Source organism: Oleiphilus sp. HI0080 (assembly GCF_001635135.1).
Map to the genome: position 1 here is coordinate 1 of NZ_LWFU01000649.1, position 5,279 is coordinate 5,279.

The 5,279-nt window shown below is 47.4% G+C and carries 5 protein-coding genes and 1 pseudogene; 1 reads left to right on the top strand and 5 read right to left on the bottom strand.

The window, feature by feature from the left end; all coding sequences use genetic code 11:
* The 5 genes and pseudogenes from A3751_RS14165 to A3751_RS14185 all read right to left on the bottom strand — a co-directional run.
* A pseudogene (locus A3751_RS14165) lies at positions 1-364 on the bottom strand (hypothetical protein); the annotation flags it as partial.
* A 76-nt stretch (positions 365-440) separates the two neighbouring features.
* Positions 441-1,787, bottom strand: a complete 1,347-nt coding sequence (locus A3751_RS14170) for a sigma-54-dependent Fis family transcriptional regulator (protein WP_068457247.1) — start codon at positions 1,785-1,787, stop codon at positions 441-443.
* Between the two features lie 70 nt (positions 1,788-1,857).
* Positions 1,858-2,778 carry a mechanosensitive ion channel family protein gene (locus A3751_RS14175; RefSeq protein WP_068457254.1) on the bottom strand — a complete coding sequence of 307 codons (921 nt, stop codon included), beginning with the start codon at positions 2,776-2,778 and terminating at the stop codon, positions 1,858-1,860.
* Between the two features lie 252 nt (positions 2,779-3,030).
* Positions 3,031-3,930 carry a GGDEF domain-containing protein gene (locus tag A3751_RS14180; protein WP_197466363.1) on the bottom strand — a complete coding sequence of 300 codons (900 nt, stop codon included), beginning with the start codon at positions 3,928-3,930 and terminating at the stop codon, positions 3,031-3,033.
* Positions 3,927-4,745, bottom strand: a complete 819-nt coding sequence (locus tag A3751_RS14185; protein WP_068457251.1) for an alpha/beta fold hydrolase — start codon at positions 4,743-4,745, stop codon at positions 3,927-3,929. The genes A3751_RS14180 and A3751_RS14185 overlap by 4 nt, the downstream gene beginning before the upstream one ends.
* Before the next feature lie 319 nt (positions 4,746-5,064).
* Here A3751_RS14185 and A3751_RS22215 point away from each other — a divergent pair.
* Positions 5,065-5,279: hypothetical protein (locus A3751_RS22215; protein WP_197466364.1), on the top strand; the 215-nt coding region annotated here is incomplete at its 3' end.

The following is a 5,279-nucleotide window of genomic DNA, read 5'->3' on the forward strand; positions in this document are numbered from 1 at the left end:
GAATGGCAAGGCCGCCAATCCAGCCTTCGAGATTTAAAAACGCCACCAGCATCGCAGCAAGAGATAAGGCTTGAGCAAGCGCGCCAAACGCGTAAATAGTTTGAGGCTTCTTTTGTCGGTTGACGCGTTCGGTCAGAAAAACCTGTGGCAACATCGAGAAAGATTCACGAATAGGTGAGATCAACCCAACAAAAAAAGTCGGTGCAGCAATCGCATGAAACAACGCTGGAAGAACGACCTTGGTATTTGAGAGGGCATCCCCAAGCTTGCTAAACAACGAGCCACAAATCTGAACGCGGCGGTTATGCTGTTCTTGGCCGGAGCTTGTTGAGGCGGCTTTGTTGTTTGATGGCTGTGCAGACATGCGTGACAGTGTTCGATCTCTTGACGATTAGCTTAATAACAACGGTTCTGTTCTTGGTTTGAGCGAGCGTCTGGACTCAGTTATCACTCTCGCTTTGGTACTTGTCGAGTTTGTTGTAAAGCGTTTTAACGCTAATGCCCAATTGATCGGCGGTTTCTGTTTTATTGCCCTCGTTCTCTTCCAACGTTTTCTCAATGGCAGCTTGTTCGATTTCTTCTAGTGGCACGCCTGTTGGTATGCCCTGGACGCCAACCTCCTCATTGGTTTCTGTCTCTGAGGCGAGTATCAGAATGTTCTCGCGAGTAATCGCGTCTTCCGCCAGAATAAACGCGCGTTCAATACAGTGGCGCAGCTCTCTGACATTCCCCGGCCAGTGGTGTTCGGCAATTAAATCTAAGGCGGCCTGTTCGATTTGAATGTGTTGTTCATGCACCTGATTCAAATACGCGACAAAGTGCTTAGCGAGGCCTGTTACATCCTCACCACGCTCATTCAGCGCGGGAACGGTGAGAGGGAACTGCGCAAGTCGAAAGTATAAATCCTCTCGGAGAAAGCTGTTCTCCATTGCGTCAAATGGATCGCGATTGGTGGCTGCAATAATACGGGCCGATGTCTTGAGTGTTCGCTCGCTACCGACAGGTTTGAATTCACTTTGTTCCAGAACACGCAGTAATTTTACTTGCTGCTCGATCGGCATTTCGGTGACCTCATCCAAAAAGACGGTGCCGTTGCCTGCCTGTTCAAAAACGCCTTTGTGATCGCTTGTTGCGCCAGTAAACGCGCCTTTCTTATGGCCAAATAGTTGTGAATCAATCAGTTCTGGGCTCAATGCGCCGCAGTTAATTGCGACCATCGGCTCGTCGGAGCGCGGGCTCATGGCGTGAATGGTATTCGCGACCAGCTCCTTGCCCGTTCCACTTTCGCCAATGACCAATACGTTGGCATCGGTGCCTGCGACACGTCGGATGGCCCGATACAGTTTTCGCATGGATTTATGCGAACCTACTAATTGACCAAATTGATCAAGGTCGCTAGTTAAAGCCTGTGTTTTTTGTCGCGTACGCTGCTCATGGTCTTCAAGCAAGTCCTCTAACGCTTCGTTGATAGCGGTTTCATTGAACGGTGTTCGAAAGTGATATCCGCCACCTTTGGCCATCAGTGTATCGAGTGCGGGATTTGGATTGCCATCGCTGAAGAACATGAAGTCGACATTATCCAAAGACTCCACTTGAGATAACTCTCTTGCTGTCACGGCATCCATATCAATGATTGCGATATTTGCCTCCAGCTCAATGCACTCTTCGAGCCAAAAACCAAGCTCACTTCCACTTGTGACAATGCAGCGTTTCATTGCGGGAAGCTGCATCAATAGCGTTTGCAGATCGCTATTGCTGACGTGGATAAAAGTGCGGGCTTGGCTCATATAGCATCTCTTAAAAAATGAGTAGATTCGGTTTTCGATCAATGTACCTGTGGTGTGCGTTCAGCACAAACTAGGCTTGGCTTTTTTTCTTGAATTGTATAACGCTTTCATCCAAGGCTTGACCTCCTTTTACAGCAAAATCGAGCGTTCGGATTGGAAATGGAATCGAAATGCCTTCTTCGTTTAGAGCTGAATGAATGGCAGCGACGGCTTCATGCATTTTTCTCAGGTAATCTCCGTCTGGGTAATGAATCCAAAAGCGCGCCACCAAGTCGATACTAGAATCTCCAAACCCCGCTGCATAACAAGAGGTTTCGTCCTGGCGAATCACACCGTTAAGGGTGTTGAGCTTGTTTGTAATCGCCTTACTTGCTGCATCAATGTCATCAGAGTATGAGATGCCAACAGGCACATCAATGCGACGCTCACCCGAGTAAGAATAGTTTGTTAGCACATTACGAAATAGATGCTTGTTTGGCACGATTTCAAGCTGCCCGGAGAAGGTCTCGATGATGGTGTTGCGAAAGTTGAGGTACTTCACTGTTCCAAAGACTTCAGAGGTTTGAATGATGTCACCAGGGCGAAATGGCTTGCGGATGCCCATTGCAACACCGGCAATAAAGTTCTCGGTAATGTCTTGGAAAGCGAAACCTAGCGCCAGGCCGACAATACCAGCACCCGCAAGGAGTGAAGTGACGGTCCCTTTCAACCCTAAAAAATCCAGTGCAATAAAACACCCAAGACCGATGATGATAATGCGCATAATCGTCAGCATTAAATCTGCAACCTGATGAGACTCCATCCCTTTGTAGAAAACTTTTCTCAGAACCATCGCGACGATTTTTGCGGTGATAAAAAAAACAACAAGAATAACAAGCGCGACAATGAAATTGGGGATATGGGTCAGGGTCGTTTCAAACCATCCGTAGAGCTTTTCATCGATCAACTCTTCAATGCGTTGCAGCGTTGCATCATTTAACGCGTTGTCCATAGCTTCATCCTTCATTCGAAAATACCCCATGACTGAAGCGAATACCGTACCGTTCTTTATAAGTCGTTGAGTTTAATCGCTTATTCGGATTATCGGCCCTGCGTGGCCTCGCGCTGTCTCTTAAATAACAGGCCGCTTTTTACATGGGTATGAAATTTTTTCAGGGTGCGTGTTTGAAGGAAGTGCTTGCCGGAACGCAAAGAAAACGAGAGCCAAGGTGCTGGTCTGTTCGTTGAGTGTTATGGACTAAGCTTAGCTCGCTTGCTCGAAAAACGTTGTTCTGTTTCGACCGTTCGCTTTGGCCTGGTAAAGGGCTTGATCTGCCTGCTTGATGAGTGTGTCGAGCACATTTGGCTGGTCGATTTGATCTTCAGTTAACTGAGCTACACCAATGCTGACGGTGTACAAGGGGCCTTCGTTAGTGCTTGCCTTAATGCGCTGATGCAGTCTGTCGCAATACGCAGATGTTTGCTCTCTGTCTGAATTAAAGAGCACGACCAAAAACTCTTCACCACCCCAGCGGGCAACAACGTCACTTTGGCGGCTAGATGACTGAAGTATGCTTGAATTTCTGGTCAAGACTTCGTCACCTTTGTCATGGCCATACTGGTCATTCAGTTTTTTGAAATGGTCAATATCGACGACGAGAAAGGCCATCGGTATGAACTTTCTGCGCACTTGAGTGAGCAGTTTCTGAATATCGGATTGAGCTGCCCTGCGATTCAGCAGATTAGTGAGTGGATCAACGCGGGTAAGTTCTATTAGCTCTTCGGTACTTTGCTCTAGTTCTTTTTGGGTTGCCAGTAACTCTTCGTACAAAAGGTCGCGCTTCTCTGCCGAGAACAGTGACCAGTACAAATAGCGACCTTTCAATTGGATATTGGCGATCACAGGTATTCTTTGTTGATGCGAATCTTTCAGCGTTATCTGAACCTCAATGCATGATTGCGCATCGATGACGGTCGGTCGGATATAACTCTCTAAGAAGATGAGCGACGCTTTCGTCAAAATATCTTTCAGGTTGCTGTCTATGAGACTGTCTTTGGGGATCTCCAAGAGCGTTTCGGAATACGCGTTGCCCTCTAAAATACGGTTTGTATCGAGATCCGTTACTAAAAGCAGACAAGGAAAAAGGTCGAGATTCCAATTCACAAAACGAACTTCATTAACTGCTGAGCGACAATCTCGGGTTTTGTCATGTGCAAGCAATGCCCTTGCGCCTTGATCACGGAAAGCATCGAATTGGGCATATGTCGCTGCATGTAGCTGCCAATATCAATGGATGCGAGAGAATCCTCGGAGCTTTGGAGTATTAAGGAAGGGTGCACGACGTGCGAAAGCGCGCCCCGGTAGTCCGAAAAGAATGTTGCTTGCGCAAATGGTTTTGCGTACTTGGGATCGGTTGAGCAGAAACTGGATTCCAGCTCGCTGACGAGCGTTGTATCGTTGTCCTGCCCCATGACCAGCGGAGCAAGATAATTCGCCCAGCGGATGTAGTTTTTGTCCATCAGGTTGATGAGCTCCTCGAGATCCTCCTTCTCAAACCCGCCTAAATACTCGGGAGGAAAATTAAGAAAACAGGGCGATGGACAGACCATAATGAGCTTGGAGAATATCTCTGGTTTCTCGATGGAGGCCAAGATACCGATCACACTGCTAACGGAATGGCCAACAAACACCACCTCCTCGAGTTCAAGCGTCTCGCATATCTCTATGACATCGTTCGCGTAGCCCTCAAGCGTTTGATAGCGCTTATTGTCATACGCACTAAAGTCAGATTGGCCGCAACCCACATAGTCGAACAGAACAATTTGGTACTCTTTTTCGAGGAAGGGAAGCATGAAGCGCCACATTTTCTGATCACAACCGAACCCGTGCGCAAGCATGAGCGTGTGGTCTCCGCTGCCGAATACTTTGACGTTATTCCGTTTCAAAATTGGGTCGTTTTCCTGCGACTTTGTGTGCATTGCTGGATGCCTATTCACAATGAGAGGGATTGGTTTGCTTGTAAGTACGAGTGTTTAAAGGTTAGTCGACCACCCATTGACCGTCCAATTTCAGATCTTGTGTTTGTGTTCTTGCCTAGAGTGTGTGGCCTATGGTGTGCAAAACGGCCAATCTTTTGTTTTTGGCGCTAAAAGGGGGCAGATGATGTCAGCAAACTCGAAAGCGCTAATTTTTGCCCTCTTAAACGCAAGATAGTTGCGCTCTACTCGTCGCGTGGCGTAGTTCGCAGTTGCAGTAGCCGCACTCAATTTAACTCTTTTAATAACTGTGGTGAAAACAATGATAAAAACCAAATCATTCTCTTCTCACGTTCTCAAAACAAGCTTAGGCTTTTCGCTAGCAGCCGGTGTATCGATGGGCGCACACGCTATCGGTATTGAGGATGTTGTGGATGGCGGAAATAACTTCGCATGGGAACAAGTAGAACTTCCGGGTACAAAGTGTAGCGATGGATCGCAATACAAATTCTGGGTTTATGACAACCCGAACTCTGA

Bases quoted from the DNA above. Each gene is read 5' to 3' on its own strand.
- A3751_RS14170 (WP_068457247.1), bottom strand. From the start codon at position 1,787: ATGAGCCAAGCCCGCACTTTTATCCACGTCAGCAATAGCGATCTGCAA.
- A3751_RS14175 (WP_068457254.1), bottom strand. From the start codon at position 2,778: ATGGACAACGCGTTAAATGATGCAACGCTGCAACGCATTGAAGAGTTG.
- A3751_RS14185 (WP_068457251.1), bottom strand. From the start codon at position 4,745: ATGCACACAAAGTCGCAGGAAAACGACCCAATTTTGAAACGGAATAAC.